20 protein-coding genes and 1 pseudogene are annotated in these 19,950 nt (G+C 69.7%); 9 read left to right on the top strand and 12 right to left on the bottom strand.

Annotation, left to right across the window (positions count from 1 at the left end; genetic code table 11):
- The first annotated feature begins 256 nt into the window (after positions 1-256).
- The 6 genes from ACIBK6_RS30695 (at position 257) to ACIBK6_RS30670 (ending at position 8,617) form a co-directional block, all read left to right on the top strand.
- Positions 257-1,447, top strand: a complete 1,191-nt coding sequence (locus ACIBK6_RS30695) for a low temperature requirement protein A (RefSeq protein WP_399054690.1) — start codon at positions 257-259, stop codon at positions 1,445-1,447.
- Positions 1,448-1,552: 105 nt separating this feature from the next.
- Complete coding sequence (locus tag ACIBK6_RS30690; protein ID WP_399054689.1) at positions 1,553-4,120, top strand: ATP-binding protein; 2,568 nt, start codon at positions 1,553-1,555, stop codon at positions 4,118-4,120.
- Between the two features lie 149 nt (positions 4,121-4,269).
- Complete coding sequence (locus tag ACIBK6_RS30685) at positions 4,270-5,064, top strand: SDR family oxidoreductase (RefSeq protein WP_399054688.1); 795 nt, start codon at positions 4,270-4,272, stop codon at positions 5,062-5,064.
- Positions 5,065-5,091: 27 nt separating this feature from the next.
- The gene (locus tag ACIBK6_RS30680; RefSeq protein WP_399054687.1) at positions 5,092-6,108 is read left to right on the top strand and encodes a P1 family peptidase; all 1,017 of its coding nucleotides are present in this window, start codon (positions 5,092-5,094) and stop codon (positions 6,106-6,108) included.
- Between the two features lie 113 nt (positions 6,109-6,221).
- On the top strand, positions 6,222-7,529 hold the full coding sequence (locus ACIBK6_RS30675) for an Ig-like domain-containing protein (protein ID WP_399054686.1): 1,308 nt from the start codon (positions 6,222-6,224) through the stop codon (positions 7,527-7,529).
- 167 nt (positions 7,530-7,696) lie between these two features.
- Positions 7,697-8,617: a DUF6227 family protein gene (locus tag ACIBK6_RS30670; protein ID WP_399054716.1), complete on the top strand. Its 921-nt coding sequence runs from the start codon at positions 7,697-7,699 to the stop codon at positions 8,615-8,617.
- A 30-nt stretch (positions 8,618-8,647) separates the two neighbouring features.
- On the opposite strand, the gene ACIBK6_RS30665 is transcribed toward ACIBK6_RS30670, so the two are convergent.
- From ACIBK6_RS30665 to ACIBK6_RS30645, 5 genes are all read right to left on the bottom strand, one after another.
- Positions 8,648-8,902 carry a hypothetical protein gene (locus ACIBK6_RS30665; protein WP_399054685.1) on the bottom strand — a complete coding sequence of 85 codons (255 nt, stop codon included), beginning with the start codon at positions 8,900-8,902 and terminating at the stop codon, positions 8,648-8,650.
- Between the two features lie 148 nt (positions 8,903-9,050).
- The gene (locus ACIBK6_RS30660) at positions 9,051-9,236 is read right to left on the bottom strand and encodes a hypothetical protein (protein ID WP_399054684.1); all 186 of its coding nucleotides are present in this window, start codon (positions 9,234-9,236) and stop codon (positions 9,051-9,053) included.
- A gap of 13 nt (positions 9,237-9,249) precedes the next feature.
- Positions 9,250-9,552: a hypothetical protein gene (locus ACIBK6_RS30655; protein ID WP_399054683.1), complete on the bottom strand. Its 303-nt coding sequence runs from the start codon at positions 9,550-9,552 to the stop codon at positions 9,250-9,252.
- A 113-nt stretch (positions 9,553-9,665) separates the two neighbouring features.
- On the bottom strand, positions 9,666-10,727 hold the full coding sequence (locus tag ACIBK6_RS30650) for an RNA-guided endonuclease InsQ/TnpB family protein (RefSeq protein ID WP_399054682.1): 1,062 nt from the start codon (positions 10,725-10,727) through the stop codon (positions 9,666-9,668).
- Between the two features lie 119 nt (positions 10,728-10,846).
- A complete protein-coding gene (locus ACIBK6_RS30645; RefSeq protein ID WP_399054681.1) occupies positions 10,847-11,008 on the bottom strand; it encodes a hypothetical protein in 162 nt (53 codons plus the stop codon).
- A 25-nt stretch (positions 11,009-11,033) separates the two neighbouring features.
- On the opposite strand from ACIBK6_RS30645, the gene ACIBK6_RS30640 reads away from it, so the two are divergent.
- Positions 11,034-11,285, top strand: coding sequence for a hypothetical protein (locus ACIBK6_RS30640; RefSeq protein WP_399054680.1), 252 nt, complete (start codon positions 11,034-11,036; stop codon positions 11,283-11,285).
- Positions 11,286-11,350: 65 nt separating this feature from the next.
- On the opposite strand, the pseudogene ACIBK6_RS30635 reads toward ACIBK6_RS30640, so the two are convergent.
- Positions 11,351-11,860: pseudogene (locus ACIBK6_RS30635) on the bottom strand (fructose-specific PTS transporter subunit EIIC); the annotation flags it as partial.
- A 39-nt stretch (positions 11,861-11,899) separates the two neighbouring features.
- On the opposite strand from ACIBK6_RS30635, the gene ACIBK6_RS30630 reads away from it, so the two are divergent.
- The gene (locus ACIBK6_RS30630; RefSeq protein ID WP_399054679.1) at positions 11,900-13,486 is read left to right on the top strand and encodes a recombinase family protein; all 1,587 of its coding nucleotides are present in this window, start codon (positions 11,900-11,902) and stop codon (positions 13,484-13,486) included.
- Between the two features lie 193 nt (positions 13,487-13,679).
- Here ACIBK6_RS30630 and ACIBK6_RS30625 read toward each other — a convergent pair whose 3' ends face one another.
- From ACIBK6_RS30625 to ACIBK6_RS30605, 5 genes are all read right to left on the bottom strand, one after another.
- The gene (locus ACIBK6_RS30625; protein WP_399054678.1) at positions 13,680-15,143 is read right to left on the bottom strand and encodes a replication initiator; all 1,464 of its coding nucleotides are present in this window, start codon (positions 15,141-15,143) and stop codon (positions 13,680-13,682) included.
- Between the two features lie 130 nt (positions 15,144-15,273).
- Complete coding sequence (locus ACIBK6_RS30620; RefSeq protein ID WP_399054677.1) at positions 15,274-15,459, bottom strand: hypothetical protein; 186 nt, start codon at positions 15,457-15,459, stop codon at positions 15,274-15,276.
- A complete protein-coding gene (locus tag ACIBK6_RS30615) occupies positions 15,452-16,786 on the bottom strand; it encodes an FtsK/SpoIIIE domain-containing protein (protein ID WP_399054676.1) in 1,335 nt (444 codons plus the stop codon). Before ACIBK6_RS30615 ends, ACIBK6_RS30620 begins: the two co-directional genes overlap by 8 nt.
- Positions 16,783-17,238: a hypothetical protein gene (locus ACIBK6_RS30610; protein ID WP_399054675.1), complete on the bottom strand. Its 456-nt coding sequence runs from the start codon at positions 17,236-17,238 to the stop codon at positions 16,783-16,785. Before ACIBK6_RS30610 ends, ACIBK6_RS30615 begins: the two co-directional genes overlap by 4 nt.
- Entirely contained in the window at positions 17,235-17,627 is a 393-nt protein-coding gene (locus ACIBK6_RS30605; protein WP_399054674.1) for a hypothetical protein, read from the bottom strand. The genes ACIBK6_RS30610 and ACIBK6_RS30605 overlap by 4 nt, the downstream gene beginning before the upstream one ends.
- 241 nt (positions 17,628-17,868) lie before the next feature.
- Here ACIBK6_RS30605 and ACIBK6_RS30600 point away from each other — a divergent pair, with 241 nt between their 5' ends.
- A complete protein-coding gene (locus ACIBK6_RS30600) occupies positions 17,869-18,864 on the top strand; it encodes a GntR family transcriptional regulator (RefSeq protein ID WP_399054673.1) in 996 nt (331 codons plus the stop codon).
- 494 nt (positions 18,865-19,358) lie between these two features.
- Here the strand turns inward: ACIBK6_RS30600 and ACIBK6_RS30595 are convergent, their stop codons facing one another.
- A complete protein-coding gene (locus ACIBK6_RS30595) occupies positions 19,359-19,817 on the bottom strand; it encodes a hypothetical protein (RefSeq protein WP_399054672.1) in 459 nt (152 codons plus the stop codon).
- Between the last annotated feature and the right edge of the window lie 133 nt (positions 19,818-19,950).

Raw genomic sequence — 19,950 nt, 5'->3', positions numbered from 1 at the left:
CGGCCCCCGGGGAAGAACAGTCCAAAAGTCCCTCCCATCAAGGACTTTGGCAGGGCTCCGCTCCCCTCCCCCAGCGTTGGCGTGAGAACGCCGGGGTGCCACGACACCACCCCGGCACCTACGAAGCGCCGCTGCGGCCGAGCGGGCCATCGCCACGCACACGCCTCCCCGCCCCCCTTGTGCTGAACCGGTACGAATCCGCGCGGCCGGAGGTGTTCGCCGCTTGGCGCGGCGGGCCGGATGGTGTGCTGTGCGCATGCCACGTATGACCGCACGCAGCCGCCACGAGGCGCACCGCGCCTCGACCCCGCTGGAGCTGTTCTTCGACCTCTGTTTCGTCGTCGCCGTCGCCCAGGCGGGCGCCCGGCTCGTGCACGCGCTCGCCGAGGGCCACGTGGGCGCGGGGCTCGCCGGTTACGCGGCGGTCTTCTTCGCCATCTGGTGGGCGTGGATGAACTTCACCTGGTTCGCCTCCGCGTACGACACCGACGACGCCCTGTACCGGGTGGTGACCCTCGTCCAGATCACCGGCGTGCTGATCCTCGCCGCCGGGGTGCCCCGCGCCTTCGACAGCAACGACTTCACGATCTCCGTCATCGGGTACGTCGTGATGCGGCTCGCGATGACCAGCCAGTGGCTGCGGGCCGCCACGACCTGCCCGGACCCCGCCGAACGCCAGGTGTGTCTGCGGTACGCGGCGGGCATCGTGGTGTGCCAGCTCGGCTGGGTCGGCATGCTGTTCGTGCCGGAGTCGGCCCGCGCCTGGGTGTTCCCGCTGCTGGCCCTCGCCGAACTGTCCGTACCGATGATCGCCGAACGCCGGCACAGCACCAGCTGGCATCCGCACCACATCGCCGAGCGGTACGGCCTGTTCACGCTGATCGTGCTCGGTGAGACGGTGTCCGCCGCCACCATCGCCGTACAGCAGGCGCTCGACGAGCACGACGTGCTCGGTGATCTGCTGCCGCTGGCGGCGGGCGGGCTGCTCATCGTGTTCGCCGCCTGGTGGATTTACTTCGCCGTCCCCATCCACGCCCACCTGGCGTCCAACCGGCAGGGTTTCGTGTGGGGTTACGGCCACTACGTGGTGCTCTCGTCGGCGGCGGCGATCGGCGCGGGCATCGAGGTCGCGGTCGAGCAGACCGTCGGCAAGGCCCACATCTCGACGGCCGCCGCCGCGTCGGCCGTGACCGTCCCGGCCGCCGTGTTCATGCTGACGGTGTGGCTGCTGCACTCCCGCCACTTCAAGCAGGGCCTCGCCCAGCAACTGACGCTGCCCATCGCCGCGTTGGTGATCCTGCTGTGTACGTTCGCGGGCCGCACGGCGGTGCCGCTGGCCGGTGGTGTGGCGGCGCTGACCGTGGCGGTGGGCTCGGTCCTGAAAAGCCGCCGCCCGGAGAACCCGCAGAGCCCGGAGACCCCGCAGCGGACCACCCCACCGGACTAGCCCGCCGCCCGGAGAGCCCGAAAGAGCCCGAAAGAGCCAGAAGAGTCCCGAGCGGACCACCCCACCGGACACCCCCTGACCGCCCCGTGGGCCAGAATCGGCCGCATGCGCTATCTCCTGCTCGGCCCGCTGTGCATAGAGGGCCCCGAAGCCGTCCCCGCCGGGGCGCGGCTGCGCTCGCTGCTCGCCTTCCTGCTGCTGAACGCCGGGCGCACGGTGCCGGCCGGGCGCCTCGTGGACGCCCTGTACGGACAGGAGCCGCCGGCCGGGGCCTCGGGCGCGCTCCAGTCGCAGGTCTCCCGGCTGCGCAAGACCGTGGACATCGAGTACGGCCCGGCCGGTTACCGGCTCGTGGCGGACCCGGACGACGTGGACGTACTGCGCTTTGAACAGCTGGCCAGGGACGGTGCGCGGGCCCGGGAGGCGGGTGACCCGGCGCGCGCGGCGGTGCTGCTGCGTGAGGCGCTGGGGCTGTGGCGCGGGCCCGCGCTCATGGACGTACCGGACGCCCCGTTCGCCGCCGCGCAGAGCGCGCGCCTGGAGGAGCTGCGCGCGGGGGCCGTCGAGGAGCGCGCCGAGGCCGAACTCGCCCTCGGTACCGATCCGGCCGAGCTGCTGCCGTGGCTGCGCGAGGCGGTGGCGGCGCATCCGCTGCGGGAGCGGCTGCGGGGGCAGTTCATGCGGGCGCTGCGGCGTGCCGGGCGGGCCGCCGAGGCGCTCGCCGAGTACGAGCGGGCCCGCGCGCTGCTGGCCGATGAACTCGGCACCGATCCGTCCCCCGAGCTCGCGGCCGTGCACCTGTCCATCCTGCGCGGCGAGGAGTCGCGGCCGGCCGCCGCGTCCCGGCTCCCCGCCCAGCTGACCTCGTTCGTCGGCCGCGACGGTGAACTCGCCGCGCTGACCGGCCTGTTGGGGGCCTCGCGCCTGGTCACGCTGATCGGGACGGGCGGCACCGGCAAGACCCGGCTCGCCCTGGAGGCGGCGGCGCGGCTGCCCGGCGAGGTGTGCTTCGTGGACCTGTCGGCCGCGAGCGGATGCGTATCCGCCGTACGCACCGCTCTCGGCCTGCGCGACAGCGGCTCCGAGGACTCCGAATCCGCCCTGGTCGCAGCCCTCCAGGACCGCGGCCTGCTCCTCATCCTCGACAACTGCGAGCAGATCGTCGAGGACGCCGCCGCCCTCGCCCACCGCCTGCTGTCCCACTGCCCCGGCCTGCGCGTCCTGGCCACCAGCCGCGAGGCCCTCGGCATCACCGGCGAGTCCCTGCGCCCGCTCGGCCCCCTGGAGACGGCGGCTGCCGTACGCCTCTTCACGGATCGCGCGACGGCGGTCCAGCCGGACTTCACTCCGGACGGCCCCGACTCGCCTCTCCTGCACCGTATTTGCTCAGCCCTGGACGGACTTCCGCTGGCGATCGAGCTGGCGGCGGCCCGGCTGAGGCAGCTGCCCCTCGCCGAGATCGCGGGCCGCCTGGACGACCGCTTCCGGCTCCTGTCACGCGGCGACCGCACGAAGCCCGCCCGGCACCGGACGCTTCGCGCGGTGGTCGAGTGGAGCTGGTCGCTGCTGAGCGGGGAGGAGCGGGAGTTCGCGGCGAAGCTGACCGTCTTCGCGGGCGGCGCGACGGCCGAGGCGGCCGCGGGGGTCTGCGGCACCGGCCCCGACACGGACGACCTGCTCGCCTCGCTCTGCGACAAGTCGCTGGTGGAGGCGGGCTCCGGCCGCTACCGCATGCTGGAGACGATCCGGGCGTATGCGGCGGGGCAACTGGCCGATACTGAAGGGGAGTTGGCGGGCCGCGCCCATACGGCGTACTTCCTCGAACTGGCCGAGGCGGCCGACCCGGAGCTGCGCTCGGCGGACCAACTCCGGTGGCTGGACCGGCTTTCGGCGGAGCACCCCAACCTCCGGGCGGCCCTCGTCCGGGCGGTCGGAACAACCGGGACGGGAGCTGCCCAGCAGGAACGAGGGAACCGGCACGACCGCCCGTCCGCCCTGCGTCTGCTGTCGGCGCTCTCCTCCTTCTGGTGGCTGCGCGGCCTGCGCGGCGACGTGGCCCCCGTCGCGGCCGACCTGCTGCGCGCGCTCGACGGCTCCGTACCGGCGGGGTTCGAGGAGGAGTACGTGCTGTGCGTCCTCGCGGCGGGGGCGGGCGGGACGGTCCCGGAGGCGGACCGGGCGCGGGCCGCGCGGATCGTGGCGGGCCGGGACCGGGCCTTCGGCCAGCCGTTCACCGCGTTCCTGTGGGCGATCGCGGCGGGCCCGTCGGCGGGCGCCGAGCGACCCGAACTGGTCGGCGCCGACCCCTGGTCGCGGGCACTCGCCCGGGCGGGGGCGGGGCATCTGCACCTCTTCCACTCCCGGGCCGAGGAGGCCGCCCGCGAGCTCTCGGCGGCTCTCGCCGCCTTCCGCGAGCTGGGCGAACGCTGGGGGACGGCGACCACCCTGACGGGCCTCGCCGCCCTCTCAGCGGCGCAGGGCGACCCGGTGGCGGCACTGGCCCGCACCGGCGAGGCGCTGGAACTGTTGCAGGAGATCGGCGTCTGGGAGGACATCGCCGACCTGCACGACCAGCGGGCCGAACTCCTCGAATCCCTGGGGGACTTGGCGGGCGGGCGGCAGGAGCGGGAGCGGGGGGCGGCGGCGGGGCGGCGGGCGGGGGTCGCCCGCTGACGGCGGTCCGGGCTCCTCGTCAGCGAGCGGTGCGCGGGCGGTCAGCGCGCCCGGCGAGAGTCGTTCTCGCCGGGCGGGAAACACCCCCGGCGCGGACCGCCGACCGGCGGACCGCGAACAAGTAGCCGCGAACACAAGGGAGCATCACCATGTCCGAGCGTCTCGGAAAGCTGCACGACAAGACCGCCCTCGTCACCGGCGCCTCCCGTGGGATCGGGCGCGGCATCGCGCTGCGGCTCGCCGCCGAAGGGGCGCTCGTGGTGGTCCACTACGGGCACGACGGGGCCGCCGCCCAGGAGACCGTGGACGCGATCGCGGCGGACGGCGGCCGGGCCTTCGCCGTCGGCGCCGACCTGGGGAGCACCGAGGGCGTGGAGCGGCTCGCCGACGCCGTGCGCAGCGGGCTGCGCGCGCACACCGGTGAGGAGGCGCTCGACATCCTCGTGAACAACGCCGCCCTGACCGGTGCGCACGGGCCGTTCGCCGCGACGACGCCCGACGTCTTCGACCGGCTCTTCGCGGTGAACGTGCGAGCCCCTTTCTTCCTGGTGCAGAAGCTCCTGCCGAGCCTGCGCGACGGCGGGCGGATCATCAACATCGGCTCCGCCGTCACCCGGATCGCGCTCGGTGACGAGCTGGCGTACGCGATGACGAAGGGGGCGATGGAGACGTTCACGCGGACCCTCGCGAACGAGGCGGGGGCGCGGCGGATCACGGTCAACACGGTGGCCCCGGGGCCGACCGAGACCGACACGACCCGCGCCTTCCTGCGCTCCTCGCCGAAGGTGGAGGCGATGATGCTTCAGGGGCAGGCGCTGCCGTGGATCGGGCAGCCCGCCGACATCGCCGACCCGGTCGCGTTCCTCGCCTCCGAGGACGGACGCTGGATCACCGGCCATGTGCTCGACGCCACGGGCGGCACCTACCTCGGCCCGAAGTTCTGATCGAACTGGCGTGGTAGGCATGGGGCCATGAAGAGCTCCCTCACCGATGTAGCCGGGTTCCGGGTCGGCCACGCGGCCGTGCCCGGACCGGACGCCCTGAGCGGTACGACCGTGGTGCTGGCCCCGCCCGGCGGTGCGGTCGCCGCGGTCGACGTGCGCGGGGGCGGCCCCGGCACCCGGGAGACCGACGCGCTGGACCCGAGGAACGTGGTCGAGCGGATCGACGCGGTGGTGCTGACCGGCGGCAGCGCGTACGGGCTCGACGCGGCGGCCGGGGTGATGGCCTGGCTGGAGGAGCAGGGGCGCGGGGTACGGGTGGGGCCCGAGCCGCACCAGGTGGTGCCGGTGGTGCCCGCGGCCTGCCTGTTCGATCTGGGGCGCGGCGGCGACTGGCGGGCGCGGCCCGACGCTTCGGTGGGCCGGGCGGCCGTCGAGGCGGCCGCCTCCGAGGTCGCGGAGGGCAACGTCGGGGCCGGGACGGGCGCCGTGGTCGGGGGCCTCAAGGGCGGCGTCGGGACGGCGAGCGTCACGCTCGCCTCGGGTGCGACGGTCGGCGCGCTGGTCGTCGTGAACGCGGTCGGCTCGGCGGTCGATCCCGACAACGGTGCGCTGTACGGGGAGTACGGCGCCGGGCCGCTCCAACTGCCCGCGCCCAACGTGCACTTGGCGGCCCGGGAGCGGCTCGCGCGGGCGCGTGAGGGCATGGGGCTGCCGCCGCTCAATACGACGCTCGCGGTCGTCGCCACCGATGCCCGGCTCAGCCGGCCGCAGACGCAGAAGCTCGCCGGGACCTCGCACGACGGACTGGCCCGGGCGCTCCGCCCCGTACACCTGATGCACGACGGGGACACCGTGTTCGCGCTCGCCACCGGATCGCACGATTCCGGTACGGCCGGGGTGTTGGGCGCCGAGGAGCTGAACTTCGTTCTGGCCGCCGGGGCGGACGTCGTGGCGCGGGCGATCGTGCGCGCGGTGCGGGCCGCCGGGAGCGTCGAGGGGGCCGGGGGGACTTTTCCCTCTTATGGGGATCTGTACGGGAGTTGAGACTCCGGAACACCTGAAATGTGACTGCCGTCACAGTCGATTCCCGCAACCATTCACCCATTTGGGTGCTCTATGCACGTACTGGATTTTATCCCGCAGTACATCACGCAGACATGGAGCAGCCCGTGACACCGCCGGCGTCGGACAACGCAGCGCAGCCTCAGCAGTACAGCACTTCGCGCACCGCGCGTCCGCTTGCCCGGCGCCGCGCCCGGCTGATCGCAGGGGCGGCGGGGCTGCTGGTCGGCGCGCTCGCGCTGACCGCCTGCGGCGGCGACGCGAAGGCGAAGGACGACGGCAAGAGCGGCAAGGACGGCAAGGGCACGGACGCCTCGGCCGCCAAGGACGCCTCCACGCTGAAGATCACCATCTCGGCGAAGGACGGCTCCGCAAACGCCTCCATCAACGACGTCACCGTCAAGGCCGAGGGCGGCAAGCTGTCCGACGTGACGATGACCGCGGTCCAGGGCGGCAAGGCCGTGGCCGGCACGCTCGCCGCGGACGGGCTCTCCTGGAAGCCGACCGGCAAGGTCGAGCGCGGCACCCAGTACAAGATCACCGCGAACGGCAAGGACGACAAGGGCCGGGCCGCGACCGAGAATTCGCAGTTCACCACCGTCTCCTCGAAGAACAGCTTCATCGGCACCTACACGCCCGACGACGGCGCCACGGTCGGCGTCGGCATGCCGGTCTCCTTCACCTTCGACAAGGAGATCACCAACAAGAAGGACGTCCTGTCGCACATCACGGTGACCAGCAGCAGCGGGCAGCAGGTCGTCGGGCACTGGTTCGGCTCGCAGCGCCTGGACTTCCGTCCCCAGGACTACTGGAAGGCCAACTCCAAGGTGACGATGAAGATCGCCCTGGACGGCGTGCAGGGCGCGAACGGCGTCTACGGCGTCCAGTCCAAGGAAGTCACCTTCACCATCGGCCGCAACCAGGTCTCCACCGTCGACGTGAAGACGCAGGAGATGACCGTCCAGCAGGACGGCAAGACCATCAAGACGATCCCGGTCTCCACCGGAAGCGCCGAACACCCCACCTACAACGGGCAGATGGTGATATCCGAGAAGTTCACCCAGACCCGGATGAACGGTGACAGCGTGGGCTTCGGCGGCGAGTACGACATCAAGGACGTGCCGCACGCGATGCGCCTGTCGTCGTCGGGCACCTTCATCCACGGCAACTACTGGGGCGACCCGTCGGTGTTCGGCAGCGACGGCACCAGCCACGGCTGCGTCGGCATGAAGGACGTGAAGGGCGCCGCCGGGGACACTCCGGCCAAGTGGATGTTCGACCACAGCCTGATCGGCGACGTCGTCGTCGTGAAGGATTCGCAGGACAAGACCATCGCACCGGACAACGGCCTGAACGGCTGGAACATGCCGTGGGCGCAGTGGACGGCCGACAGCGCATCCTGACCAACTGCCGCTCTGCTGCGGCGATTTCTCCGGCCGGCCCCTCCGCCGCGAGGCGCCGGCCGGAGAATTTTTCGGCCATGCCCGCTGCGCGAACCGCGATCAGGGGCTACGTTGAGCACCTTCCACGTGACCAACAGCGACGGCCGGGAGAAGCCTTGGTGCGCAACGTGCCCAACCAGAGCGGCGGCGAGCACGAGCGGGGGCCCGGCGGCGAGTCGGCACCGGAGCAGCTGACCGGCCTGCTCGGCCGCGCGCTGAACTCCTTCGACCTGCCCGACGAGCTGGTCGGGCGCCTCGACTCCGCGCTGGCGCACACCACTTCGCTGCACTCCTCGCTGCACACCTCGGCGGCGGGCCCGGCCGGCCACCGCCTGAGCCGCGAGACGTACCGGCACTGCTACCTCCTCCTGGACGGCAGCACCATCACCCTGTGGGAGCTGGCCCACCACGACGGCCGGGCGTACACGCACGAGGTGTACGCGGCCGAGGGGGACGCCCGCATCGCCGCCGCCCGGCTGCACCACGCGGCGGGCGCACCGGAGTCGGCCCTGGTGGCGGAGGAATTCGGCTGCACCGGGGGCGAGTTGGGAGCGGTCGGCGCCTGCTATCCGCTGCACGAATTCGAGGACCTCGCGGGCTGCTGGGAGGCCGGACTCGGGCCCGACGCCCTCCTGGAGCCGGACGGCGCCGCTCTCGACCGGGAAGCCGGGAGCGACCTCGCCCTCCTGGCCGCACTGAGCGCCGCCCCGCTCCCCCGCCGGTACGCCCCCGACGACTCGGCGGACCACGCGCGCCGGCTGCTGCGCCGCGCCGAGAACCCGGACCGGCCCGGCGAGCGGACCGCGCGGCTGCTGCGGTCCGCGCACGCGCACCAGATCACCCAGGCCTTCGGCAGCCACTGCCGCGCGGCGGGCCGCGACGCCGGGTTCGTCCTCTACGAGCACGCGTTCCTGCTGCTCGACGGCGGCGAGCTCAGCCTGTGGGAGGTCGAGCACACGGCGACCCCGGACGGCCGCCACATGTGCGAGGTGTACGCGAGTGAGCAGGCGGCCCGGAGCGCCATGGAGCGCCGCGCTCGGGTGAGTTGAGACCCCGGCGGAGTCTCTTCTTACGTACGCTCAGGAGCGGCGGGGGCCGAGCTGGCGGATCAGGCCCGCGAAGGCGTCCCGCTCCGCCTCGGTGAGCGCCACCTTCTCCCGGGCGGGCGGCCCGGGCTGCCGGCCCACCGCGCGCAGGGTGCGCATCGCGCGCCACTCGGCCCGGCCGGCGCGCTCGCGGCGCAGGATGCGGACCAGGCCGACGACCCAGGCGACACTCGCCGCGGCGAGCACGGAGAGGCCTATCTGCTGAATGATCGTGATGTTCTGAGCCACGCGCCCCAGTAGACAGCACGGGGCGGGACTTGTGGCGGGGACCGCCGGGACTTTGGTCCTCAAGTGGTACATGTCACGCCAAGCCGGGCCGAAGACGCCCGGCCTCTCGGAGCCGGGCGTCCCCACCTCCCGGCACTGGCGCGGCGGGTCAGCCCCCGGCGACGCGGCGGTCCCTGCGGCGGCGCCTGATGGACGCCATGTACGTGACCAGCGACACCGTGATGATCCCGATGCTGAGACCGAGGATCAGGTGGTCGAGGTCCTCCACCCGGGTCAGCGCGTAGGCGATGCCCGCCAGCACCGCGCAGACCCCCAGGCCCTTGAGGGAGTTCATTGCTCTCCTTGAGTCATTTCCACGCGGATACGCGCGTCACGTAGGACTTCACGATCGACGAAACAAGCCAGTAGGTCCGCACCACGGTGTAGACCAGCTCCGGAATCAGCGCCGCTTCGACGAGCATCGCCTTCCAGCCGAGATTCCGTACCCGCAGCGCCGGATAGATGATCCAGAAGCTGAACAGCACCAGGAAGAGCGGGTGTCGGGAGAAACCGTGCTTGGCGGCGACCACGAGTTGCGTCGAGCCCCAGCCCAGAATGTAGGCGGCGCCGATGAGCCCCAGAATCATGGTGGTGATGGAGTGCCAGGTCAACTTCTCGGCCCTAAAGGACCGAGCTTGTCAGCCCAGTCCGTTAAGCCGAGTCGCGCTCCCGACTGCCCCCTACGGCGGGGCGGTCACGGGTCGCATCTACCAGTCGGGTGGTGTTAAGTCCGTTGTGGTAGGGGTCTGTTGACGAAAACCCACGCCGAGCGTGCGCGGTTGCGCACGTTGACCCCGGCAACGACATCGGCGGGGCCAGCGAGCCCGCACCGACGACAGGAGAAGGAGTCCCGGGTGGGACGGTTGTTCCTCGCGGTGTGCCCGCACCGGGGGCACATCTGCGAGGTGTAGTGGGCGTCCACCGAGATCACCGGCACTCCGGCCCGGCGGGCCTTGTACCGCAGGTGTTCTTCGAGCTGGTGGAACGGCCAGGAGGAGAGCACGGCCCTTCCCCAAGCTCTCGGCTTCGCTCGAGCAGGGGAGACCCCATCGTCGCGGGAGGGCCGTACCCGTTCGCGGATGCCATCGAGTTCTTCGACGGCGATTCCGCGTCCGGTGCGTTGTGCGACGGCCACGATCTCCTTGCTGATCTTGTGGTTGATGTGCGCGGCGTGCCGCGCCTCCTTCTTCGCCCGCCGTTTGGCCCGGCGGTTCGCACTGCGGGTCTGCCTGGCCTGGAGTTCGGCTCGTTTGGCCGTGTGCCAGCGCCGGTACCGACTGAGCCTGCGGCCCTGGTAGTTCGTACCGTCGGAGGTAGTGGCCAGGTTGGCGATGCCCCGGTCCACGCCGATCCAGTCGACCGGCTCGAACTGCGGCGTCTCGGGGATCTCACACACCGCGACCAGGAACCACTTCCCGCTCCGGTACACCAGATCCGTCTCACCCCGGCGGTAGCCGCGCAGGGTCTTGAGCTGGTCGGGGTGGCCCGCGTACCGCACGCCCTTCAGGCGCCCTGCGGTGGTCCAGACGGACACGGTCCGGGCGTCGTACTGCCACGACAGAATCCGGTCGTCAAACGGCTGCGCCGCATCCTGGCGGAACACGACCGGCTTCGACTCCGCACGCCTGCGGCGCTTGGATCCTTCGGGCCCGAGGTTCCCGGCCTTGATGTTCGCCTTGAGCGTCGCGTAGGCGTCCGCGACCTTCTTCACCGTACGCAGGGTCGCCTCAAGCGCCGCCGCCTCCTGGGGCGTCGGCAAGAGCTTCACCTGCACCACAACCTTCACCCGTTCACCGTAACGGGAGCCACTGACAATGACTGGCCATCCGTGCATCCCTGCACATCAGAGCAGTTTTGGGATGCGATTCCTCCCGGCCCTGAAGGAATGGGCTTCCTCTCAAGGAGTCAGGTGAACTTCGTCCAGCCGCGGGCGCGCAGGGTGTCCACGGTGCCCCGGCTCCACCGCTCGCGCTGCTGGATCAGCTCGCGCAGCGTGGGCATGAGGTCGGTGTAGGCGATGCAGAGCTGGTTGGCGGTGACCTTCCAGACGGATTCCTTGAGCGCCAACGTGGTCTCGTAGTCCTCGACCAGATTGCTGTGGTCCTCCCAGAAGACCTCGCTCTTCAGCGGCAGCAAGCACTTCCCGCGCGAGCACACGGGCATCCACTTCAGCGCCTGGCTCGTCGACCTCGGCTTCAAGGGGAGCCCGCGCACCTGGGACATGAAGGTCAACTGGCTCTACTACCAGGCCGGTCAGGCGGTCTCCATGCCGGATGTCCAGAAGGCCGTGGACGGTTACTACGCCGGCGGCACCCCCTACATCAACACCCTGCCCAAGTCCTGAACCAGGACTGCCGCCGCAGCCAAGCGGGAGGCCCGGCCCCTATCGGAGGCCGGGCCTGCTGGCCGTCAGGCGGCCACCGCCACCTCCGGCTCCTCCACCACCGGGGACGGCTCGGGCCGTCGCGTGCGCAGGCCCTTGAGGAGGACGACCAGGGCCGCGCTCACCGAGGTGCCCGCCGCGATCGCCAGCAGGTACAGGAAGGCGTTGCCGATCAGCGGGACCACGAAGATGCCGCCGTGCGGGGCCCTCAGGGTGCAGCCGAAGGCCATCGACAGGGCGCCGGTGACCGCGCCGCCCGCCATCGCCGACGGGATGACCCTGAGCGGGTCGGCCGCGGCGAACGGGATCGCACCCTCGGTGATGAAGGACGCCCCGAGCACCCAGGCCGCCTTGCCGTTCTCGCGTTCGGTACGGGTGAACAGGCCGCCCCGCACGGTCGTCGCCAGCGCCATCGCCAGCGGCGGCACCATGCCGGCGGCCATCACGGCCGCCATCACCTTGAAGCTGCCGTCGGTACCGGCGGCGAGCCCGCCGACCGCGAAGGTGTACGCGACCTTGTTGAGCGGTCCACCTAGCTACCTTGAAAGCACATCAAGGCAGAGAGGACCCCACCAGTGTCGGCAAACCATCCGCTGACCAGCCAGGATCTAACTACCCTCTCCCTCAAGGACGTTGAGGAGGAGGTTCCACGCGTGTTCCAGTTAGGTGCTTATCTACGGATCTCCGATGACGACCGCGACCCCGTAACGGGGGAACTCAGTCGTCAGGGCGTCACCAACCAGCTCAAGGACTGTCGCGCGCTCGCCGTCCAGTTGGGGGGCGAAGTCGTCAAGGTCTACGACGACAACGACACGTCAGCATCGGACCCGTACATCGTGCGCAAGCACTTCGAGGCGCTGCTGAAGGATCTAGCGGCAGGCGTTCTTGACGGCTTCGTGTTCAAGCACTCTGACCGTGTGGCCCGCCAGGCGTTCGACGCAGCTCGCGTCTGCCAGATATTCGAGCGCAACGGGAAGTTGGTCGGCCGAGCCGTAACCGGCGGCACCGACCTCAGTACCGACAATGGTCGCGCAATGTTCGTCATGCAAGCTGTGATGGGTGGCGTCGAGGCCTCATCAATTCGCCGTCGCAAGGCAGACGCAAACCGCCACAAGGCCATTGACGGAAAGGACCACATCGGCCGTCGCGCGTGGGGGTGGGACGCTGATGGGAAGTTGGTCCAGCCCTACGCAGATCTACGCAAGAAGGCAATTCTTGACATTGGCGATGGAGCCACAATCACCCAGGTCCAAGCCGATTGGGCCAAAGCCGGAATCACCGGAAAGAACGGAAAGCCCGTTCTCTACAAAACCGTAGTCTTGCGAATTACACACCCTCGCAACTGCGGATACAAAGCGTACATGCCCACGCGTGAGCGTCGGGAAAACCCTCACCCTTGGGGGCCCGACATCATCGTCTACGACTCAAAGGGAAAGCCTGTCATCGGCAAATGGGAGCCGCTAGTTACGCCCGAGGAGTATTGGCGAGCCGTCCGGGTGCTCGAAGAGAGGAAGGAGGTCGCTAAGGCAAAGGGACAGACAGGCGGCACCAGGCCAGGCCACAGAACGCACTTACTGTCTGGCCTCGTCCGGTGCGGAAAGTGCGGCACACGTCTTACGGCGTCCGCTCGAACGATCAAAGGAGAAAAGGTACCGTTCTACAGGTGCCCCACTACCAATAACGGGTGCGGAGGTATCACGCGTTCGGCAGCAACCTTGGAAGATCACGTGGAGGAAATCTATCTCGACGCCTTCGCGAAGAAGATTGCGCGCCAGGCCAAGCGGTCCAGCACCGCTGAGAGCACCCAAATCGCCGCCGACGAAGCCCGCCTAGAGGAAATCTCAGCAGAGATTGAATCAGTAATGGAGCGGAGAAAGCCCGGAGCAGTGAGCAGGATCTCTACGAGCACGGCCATGGACCTCATTGCCGAACTCGAAGAGGAGCGAGGGATACTCAGGCATCGCGTGCGCGACCTGTCAGCGAAGATCGAGGATCACAGGAAGACGAATCCGGCCCTCCTGAAGGAGTGGGAGGATTACACGCCGGACAAGAAGCGCCACGAAATGAGCAAGCTCATTAAGGCGATTATCGTGGAGAAGGCGCCTCGCGGTAGGCACTTTGACCCCGAGAGTGTTGATATTGCATGGGAAGAGGAAGACTGAGGACGGGGAGCCCCTGGAAGCGCCAGGGGCTCCCCGTCCTTCTACAGCTCAAGTCCCCAGCCTCGGAGAAGTCTTCTCCGGAACGCGTCGCTATAGTCAGGCATTTTCTCTAATTGCTTCTCCTTCCATGCCTCCTTTTTTAGCATCGTTCTACCCCAGCGCTCCACACGGGCTCTGCACTTTTGGCATTCCCTCATTGCCGCCACTCCCCGACTGCCCGTATCTCGTGGATCAAGTCGCGGTAGAGGGATTGTTCTGTAGCGATGCCTGCCGCGCATTCGGCTTCGGCGAGGGTGTAGCCGGAGCCGACGTAACGCCAGGCTGATTCCGTGGTCACGCCTGGGTCGCCGTCCCAGTCGGCCAGGGTGCCGCCGCTGTTGTGATCGGCGCGGGCCAGTCGAAGGGCGCCGTATGTGGTCGAGTAGTGCCGCGATTTGGTGATGATGTGGCCCCGGTAGCCGAGGGTGTGTGCCCAGGCCTGAAGGCGGAGTTCTTCGAGTTCCGGCAGGAAGCCGAGGCGCCAGCAGGTTGCCATGAGGGCGCGTATATGGGCGCTGACCGGGGCGCGGGTGATGGCGCTGTAGTGCCGTATCCGGTGGTCGATGCCGCCCGCGTCGCCGACCGACTTGGACACGTATTTGGCGACGTACGCGGCTACCGCATCATCAGTGACAACGCTCTCGCCAGCGAACGCGGTTGAGTGGATGGGGTGGGCGTCGAGCTGCGTACCGAAGCGCACCACGCGTTCCCCTACCGCGTCCGTGTACGGGGTGCGCACTTCCACCGCGTCAGCGGCCGAGCGCACCGCCGCGTCCAGGAGTTCAGCCGTTGCCCAGGAGGGCGGAGGGCTGTCGGGGCCGTCCGGCCCGTCGAGGCGCGCGACGGCATGGAAGTGCACGGCGCCCCGCTTCTGGTATTCGGCGACTTTGGCAAACGCCAAGGTCAGGTGCTCTTTTAGCCGGGTCTGGGGTATGCCGGCCGCCGTGGCCAGGTGGCGGCGCACGGTGTGGCAGTAGCGATTCCACAGCCGTCCCGCGCTGGCGTGCCAAAGGACGTGTCCGGGGTAGTCGTAGCAGTCCGGGCACAGCGGCTGACCCACCGCCGTATCCGAGTCAGGGTGACGGTGGAAGCACCCCAGGGGCCGCCCGTGCTCGCATCGCTCAGACGCACGGCGAGGGCGGCACACCTGGCCTGTGTCACCGGCTGCACGGTGTACCGAGCCGAACGAGGGCGCCGTGAGGGTCACGAACAGACGCGGGTGGAGCTGCACGCGCTCAACGACGCCTTTGCCGCCGAGGAGGCCGGAGCGGACCAGGTGGAAAGTATCGCCAGCGTGCAGGCGTGAGCAGGGTTCGCAGACTGTCGCGCGCCGGTTGCGGCACCGCACGGCGAGACGCTCTCCCGGTTCGCCCCGGGTGTCGTAGTGGTGCAGCACCTCACCCGCATCGGTGCGGGTGGTGGTGTATCCAGCGAGATAGATGGGGTGCGAGCAGCCGCCGACGGCTTGGATCTGTTCGCGCCACCGGGCGAATCCCGGATCGGTAATCATGCGGATCAAGTCGCGTTCGGTCAGCGACAGCGTGCGCTCATATGCAGCGATGGCCAACGCGGCGCGCCGGGCCTCATGGGTGGACGGGTACTCGCGGACTGCGGGCATGGCAGGACTCCTTGCAGACATGGCCCTGTGTGCAGGGCCGGAGATAAAGAGCGGCGCCCCGCACGGTGGAAAAGAACGTGTGGGGCGCCGGTAATGGATCAGGCAGCTGCGCGGCCGGATTTCGGGCGGCCTATTTCGTCCCGAAGAAATAGACGATGGTCCACCAGACGGGATAGGTCAGGGGCGTCATGGCGAACAGGTATCCGGCGAGAGCGATACCGATTACCTGATACGCCTTAATCTCCCGGGACCGGGCGAGCATGACGGCGAAGAGCCAGAGGAATCCGTCCCACATGTAGATCCAGTTTTTATCCATCCGCTTGCCCTCCTTCCTTTTCGAGGACCGGTCCGGACAGGAACGGCCAGCGCGGGCCGCGCGTGTGGGCGATCTGCGCGACGTCCGCCGCGCCGACGAGATCGGAGCGGGCCCGCTTCCACCGGCCGCCCGAGACCACGACCGCAACACCGCGTTCGTCCTCGCTGATGGTCTGCGCGACGATCACGGCGTCCTCGTTGACGTCGCCCAGCGTCATCACTGCCGACGCCTCGTCGTGGGAACGGTGCGCGATCCGGCCGCCGAGCTGTGAGCGCAGCGCGGTGACTCGGGGCCCGAGGTCGGAACCGACGCGCTGTCCGGCCAACACCAGGTGCACGCCGAGGGCGGCACCGAGTTGGGCCAGCCGCAGCAGACACACCGCGCACTGTTCGGTTTCGTCGCGCGCCTCCCGGGAGCCGTCCGACAGGAACAGCTCTGCCAGTTCATCGACGATCACGACGACGGGCGCGGGGCGCTCGATCTCGTGCAGGTCCCAGATCGAACGGACGCCCGCCGTGCGGCAGGCCCGCATTCTGGTCTCGATCTCGTCCACCAGGTCGCCGAGCACGCCGAGCGCTTCGGTGCGGCTGGTCGCCAGCAGGTGAAACCGGTTCTGAAACAGCCCCAGTTCCATGCCGCCCTTGCAGTCGATGCCGACCAGCGCCACCGGCTGTACGGACAGTGCGCGGATCAGCGCCGCCAGAAGTGTGGACTTCCCGCTCTGGGTAGCACCGGTCACGAGCCAGTGAGGCACCTTACGGAAGTCGATCACCCAGGAGTCACCTTCCTCGGTGCGGCCCACGTTCGCCTGCAACAGCCGCAGTTCCTCGCCGCCTTGTGCGGGCCGTTCTCCGGTCAGCGGGTCCAGTGCCGTGACCTTGAACTGCACCTGCCCTCGGGCCGGGGAGGAGACCCGCACGCCGTAGACGCGCCAGGCATGTTCCAGGGCGTGCGCAGCGCTCAGATAGGGCGATGGGGTCTGCCCCGGGTGCATGTACACGCGCACCGTGAGCCCGCCCCGGGTCGGCATCGGGAACGTCAGCCGGGGCGGTTTCGGCCGCAGGACCATGCCCGTCACGGCGATGTCACCGACCCGGCGCATGTTGCCCCGGTTGGACATCGAGAGCCCGTTGAGCAGGCACACTCGCCGCCAGGTGAACCACATACGCAGCACCACGCGCGGATAGCCGCCGATCCACCAGCGCAGCGGCCAGCCGTTCACGTCCACGCCCCGAGCCGCTAGGCGCGGTTCCCACCAGCGTTGGGTCATCACCGCCGTCAGGATGAGCGCGGTGAGGATCCAGACGATCAGCGAACCGGGCATCATGTGCCCCCGTCGCTCTGCTCCATACGGAGCACCAGCAACCGGGCTCGCTGTGAGGCCAGTTCGCCATGGACTCCCGCCATGCTCAGAAGGAAGCGGACGACCGCCACCGAGCTGGAGGCGGTCAGCAGGGCTTCCACGCCGACCAGAACCCGCAGGTCCCGCAGCAGGTAGCCGAACTCCCCGTCTTGCCCCAGGCTCGCGCCGTCCCCGCCGTCCGCAATGAAGTCGGCCAGCCCGGCGAGTTCGATCATTTCCCGGGCCTGGTCCTCCGCCTGCCGCACGACGTGCAGCGCGCACGGCCCCGCACAGGCGAACACCTGTGACCGCGTCTCGGCTGAGCGGCCCACCGGCACATGCCGTGCCTTATGGGTGCGGTAGTCGACGCCGCACACCACGCACGCCGTGCCGTCCGCCTGCTCCTGCGACAAGTGCCAGAACTCCCGCTCGCTCATACGGCACCGCCCTTGCCACCGCGCGCCGGGCTCGTAGCCGCCGACGTGCCACCACCGGCCGCAGGCACCGAGACGGGAGCCGGGGTGATGGCGTCCGCCCGAAACGAGACGCCCTTGCGGCCGTCTATCTCCCAGTCGTTCGCCCACAGATTCGTGATCTTGACCTCTCCACCCTCGACCAGACCCGTGGGCTTGAGGGGCGTCACCACGTCGAAGGTGTCGACCGTGCGCGACTCCAACTGTCGGACTGCAACCGACGTGACCCACAGCGGGTTGCCGTCGCGGTCGCGGCGCACTTCCCCGTCCATGTCCAGTCGCGGCTCAGGTTCGATCGCGCACCGCAGGGTGCCCAGTCGCGTCAGGTCGATGGGCTTGCGTTGCATTGGCATAGCTCACTCCTCCCGCTCACTCCTCCACTCATGATGATGAGTGGATGGGTGATCCATGGTGCGGGGATCCTGGGAGAAGGTCAACCACTTATTCTCATGAGTGGCTAAGGTGTGGTGCACTAGCACGCGGCACTGACAACGGCACGCATCAATTTCCACCGGCTCGTGCAACTTCGACCCGATACGCGACTTAGGAGCCCGCCCTATGCCAGCCTCTGAGCCCATCGGACGTCCCCGGCACATGCACGAACAGGTAGCCGAACGCATCGCGGAGCAGATCCGGACCGGCCGCTACAAGACCGGCGAACGTCTGCCGTCCGAGGCGGACTTGGTTGAGGCCTACGAAGTCGGCCGCACCACCGTGCGCAAGGCTCTCGCCGAGCTGCGTGAGCGAGGCATCATCGACGTGCAGCAGGGCAAACCGTCGACCGTGCGAAAGCGACCGTCCGGCCGTCGCGTCACACCGGCCGTCAGCGCCGAAGCCCGCGCCGGACGCCGCTACCTGCAATTGGCCCAGCTCCTCGCCGAGCAGATCAACGGCGGTGAGTACGCGCCGGGTGAGCGCCTTCCGTCCGAGAACGACATGGTGGAGGCCTACGGGGTAGGCAAGGCGACCGTCCGGGCCGCCATCGCCGAACTGCGCTCCCTGGGGCTCATCGACGTCCGCCAGGGCAAAGGCTCCATCGTCCGGGCGCAGACAACGCCCATGCTTACCGGCGCTGTTGACCGCTCGATCAGCTGCATCAGGTCGGTATGGAGCATCCCCGAACTTCCCGAGGTCGAGGCGCCCACCGTGTCCCGCACGACGCTGGACGGACTCGTCGCCTCCCTGTTGGGCCAGCAGGACCAGGACGCGCTCAGCGTCGACCGCCTCTTGTTTGACCCGTCCAGCGGGGCCCGCATCGCGCACCGCCTTCTCATCCCGATGGCCACGGCCGCCGACACCCCAAGCCTCGCGCACACCCCAGACGCGCCCGTCACCGAGCTGTACGCGCAACTAGCCGCCTCTGTAGGGCGGTTGATGTTCCATGAAGAAGTCACCGCCCACGCTCCCCTGCCCGACGAGCGCGCGGCCCTGGAGCTTCGAGATTCCAGCCCTTTGCTCGTCACCTACCGCATCACGTCCGCCGCCGACACCGGCCGCCCCTTGCTCTGCGAGGAACTGAAGGCTCCCAGCACCGTGCGTTTGCGCTTCCCGATCACGCCCAGCGAGCACGCCGGAGCCGCGCGCCCCTGAACAGCGAGCCCACCGGCGTAACTTGTCTCTACTTCCTCAAGCAGGGCGCGCCTTCGGCGCGCCCGCGCGGCCAAGCCGCTCGGTCGGGCGTGCGGCCTTCGGCCGGTCCCGCCCGGCGGCACCGCGCGGCTCGCAGCCACCCGCTTTGGAACGTGCGACAAGCCCCCGCGGAATCGTCCGCAAGGGCTTGTCACCTTCGCTCTTCACGTGCCGAGGATCCGACCAGCGGCGCAAGACCCCACTATCCCGCCCCGCAGAGCGCTTGCCAGGGTCAGTAGGCGGCCGGACCATCCGGGCCGTGCGCCTACGGGTCTCCGACCGGGGCCGCGCCACCGTCGGCGACCGCCACGCCGTAGCGGGCCAAGAACATGGATAGCGTGGCTGGGACCGGTGGGGGCTGACGGGGCCAGGTCCCGCCGCCATCCGGCCGACCCGCCGTCGTGGCTGGCTTTCGTCACCTCAGGTCGCAAGCGGGCCCAGGGGAGCTCACGCCGTCACTTCCGGCACTCCCGCGCGTGCTGACGCGCCGCCGCCGCAGCCGTCCCGAACCCCGTGACCTTGATAGGGCGCCGGCAACCGGTGCACTCGATGTACTCACCGCGCCGGTCCTGACGGATCCGCACCCGCTCACCGCTCGCCGTACGCCAGTCGTCCCGCATGTCCCCGTCCCCTCCCTCAGACTTCGCCACCCGTGCCAGCGTCGCCAGGACCGCCGCGACGTCCCTCGCCGCCTTCGGCCGCATGCGCACCCAAGGTTCCCCCTCCGGGCCCGTATGCGCCACCGCGCGCACGTCCTCATCCATGCCCAGCGCACCCGCCGCAGCGTTCAACTCCCGCGCCGCAGCGTCCGCCTCACGCCATGGCCGCACGTAATCGACCTCCCGCGAGAACAGCGACTCTTCCGCATCCCCACCGCGCTCCGGGTCGCTCTCTCCGCCCCGCGTGTCGTTCATCGCGCATACCACTCTCCTCACACGGCCAAGGCCGCCAATCCCCGTTTCCAACCCAGCCCCGCACGCGCCGAGTTGGCTCCGCCCGGAAGGCCACGTCCCGAGCGAGCGCCCCAGTCTGGTACAGGCCCCGCCG

The organism is Streptomyces sp. NPDC050485 (assembly GCF_044458185.1).
GTDB lineage: Bacteria > Actinomycetota > Actinomycetes > Streptomycetales > Streptomycetaceae > Streptomyces.
Note: the sequence above shows the minus strand (reverse complement) of the source record. Positions and strands in the feature narration are given on the sequence as shown.

Bases quoted from the DNA above. Each gene is read 5' to 3' on its own strand.
- ACIBK6_RS30695 (WP_399054690.1), top strand. From the start codon at position 257: ATGCCACGTATGACCGCACGCAGCCGCCACGAGGCGCACCGCGCCTCG.
- ACIBK6_RS30690 (WP_399054689.1), top strand. From the start codon at position 1,553: ATGCGCTATCTCCTGCTCGGCCCGCTGTGCATAGAGGGCCCCGAAGCC.
- ACIBK6_RS30685 (WP_399054688.1), top strand. From the start codon at position 4,270: ATGTCCGAGCGTCTCGGAAAGCTGCACGACAAGACCGCCCTCGTCACC.
- ACIBK6_RS30680 (WP_399054687.1), top strand. From the start codon at position 5,092: ATGAAGAGCTCCCTCACCGATGTAGCCGGGTTCCGGGTCGGCCACGCG.
- ACIBK6_RS30675 (WP_399054686.1), top strand. From the start codon at position 6,222: ATGGAGCAGCCCGTGACACCGCCGGCGTCGGACAACGCAGCGCAGCCT.
- ACIBK6_RS30660 (WP_399054684.1), bottom strand. From the start codon at position 9,236: ATGAACTCCCTCAAGGGCCTGGGGGTCTGCGCGGTGCTGGCGGGCATC.
- ACIBK6_RS30625 (WP_399054678.1), bottom strand. From the start codon at position 15,143: ATGCCCGCAGTCCGCGAGTACCCGTCCACCCATGAGGCCCGGCGCGCC.
- ACIBK6_RS30620 (WP_399054677.1), bottom strand. From the start codon at position 15,459: ATGGATAAAAACTGGATCTACATGTGGGACGGATTCCTCTGGCTCTTC.
- ACIBK6_RS30615 (WP_399054676.1), bottom strand. From the start codon at position 16,786: ATGATGCCCGGTTCGCTGATCGTCTGGATCCTCACCGCGCTCATCCTG.
- ACIBK6_RS30610 (WP_399054675.1), bottom strand. From the start codon at position 17,238: ATGAGCGAGCGGGAGTTCTGGCACTTGTCGCAGGAGCAGGCGGACGGC.
- ACIBK6_RS30605 (WP_399054674.1), bottom strand. From the start codon at position 17,627: ATGCCAATGCAACGCAAGCCCATCGACCTGACGCGACTGGGCACCCTG.
- ACIBK6_RS30600 (WP_399054673.1), top strand. From the start codon at position 17,869: ATGCACGAACAGGTAGCCGAACGCATCGCGGAGCAGATCCGGACCGGC.
- ACIBK6_RS30595 (WP_399054672.1), bottom strand. From the start codon at position 19,817: ATGAACGACACGCGGGGCGGAGAGAGCGACCCGGAGCGCGGTGGGGAT.